We start from the raw sequence: 1,174 nt of genomic DNA on the forward strand, positions 1-1,174 counted from the left end.
ATGTTGTCCCAGTGATCCAGCACATCGACGAGATTCGCCAGGGCGTCGAAGGCGTGGCGGGGCTGGGTGCGTACGACGCGCTGGGCAACGATGTGCGTGAACGCCTACGTTGTCCGTGCCGTCCGCCGCGCGGCCGTGCTCGACGGGGCCCGCCAGCTCGCCGCCCTCGGCCTGGGCAACGACCTGGCGGGCGAGGGCGACAGCCTGTGAGGCGCGGGGAAATCTGGTCGCTGCCCGACGGCCGCGACGTCCTGATCGTCTCCCTGGAGGGGCTGGAGGCCGCCTTCGGCGTGGTGCTCGCCATCGTGCTGCACCCCAGCGGGAGGTACCCCGACACCGCCATGTCCGTGGTGATCGGCGACCCCCTCCCCCGCACCGCGGTCGCCGCGAACATCCAGCAGCTCAAGGCCGTCCTGGACCTGTAGCCCTTCGTCTTTCCCTGGCGGGCACATCGGCGAGGACACCGCGCAGCCGGTGACTGTGCTTGACCTGCCGGTCACGCCGTCTACTCCAGGCGACGCGGCTCGATCCGCTGGCCGGCCTCGAGGAAACCCCGCCGCATCAAACCTGCCCCCCCGGCCGACGGCAGCCTGGGCGATAGCGGAGCTGGCAACCGGTTCGGGGTATCGGCCCGCGGAAAGACATAGTCCGCCCGCACGCGGCGGGACGAGGAGGGGGAGTCCATGCGCAAGCACGGTGCGTTGCCCCGGGTTTGTCATCAGCGTACGCCTTTAGGGTCTCCGGGAGCTCGCGCCAGCCGAAGAGCAGTACCTTACCGAGCCGTGCGATGACGCTCCCCCGCCCATAGCCCCTGTATCCCAGGCCCGCTGCAGTGCTTCGCCGCCCGGCTCGCCCGGGTCGGTGCAGTCCTGGCCGAGCTTCGTGCCGCAGAGGGGGCGGGAGCGGCGGTCCGGGATGATCAGGGTATGACTGACCTGGCGTCCATCGACCTGAGCCCGGCCGTCGCCGAGCAGCCCGATCCGCTGCTCTTCGCGACGGTCTCGGGCGCGCACCTCTACGGTTTCCCGTCCCGCGATTCCGACGCCGACCTGCGCGGCGTCCACCTGCTGCCCATCGAGGCGCTAGACGAGTTATTCCGATGTGATCAGTGGTCGTAGGCGATCAGGGATCGCAGGACCGGCTGGCCGGTCTTGTGGTTGTGCCAGATCGCGGC

1 protein-coding gene and 1 pseudogene are annotated in these 1,174 nt (G+C 70.0%); both read left to right on the plus strand.

The genetic code is table 11. The annotated features are described in order from the left end of the window. Positions 1 to 206: 206 nt before the first annotated feature. Positions 207 to 425 (plus strand): hypothetical protein, encoded by a 219-nt coding sequence (locus tag AB0I22_RS39800; protein ID WP_363135918.1) that lies wholly within the window; start codon positions 207 to 209, stop codon positions 423 to 425. A 501-nt stretch (positions 426 to 926) separates the two neighbouring features. After that, positions 927 to 1,073: pseudogene (locus tag AB0I22_RS39805) on the plus strand (nucleotidyltransferase domain-containing protein); the annotation flags it as partial. Positions 1,074 to 1,174: the final 101 nt, after the last annotated feature.

Origin of the sequence: Streptomyces sp. NPDC050610 (genome assembly GCF_040654875.1) — a bacterium.
Lineage (GTDB): Bacteria > Actinomycetota > Actinomycetes > Streptomycetales > Streptomycetaceae > Streptomyces.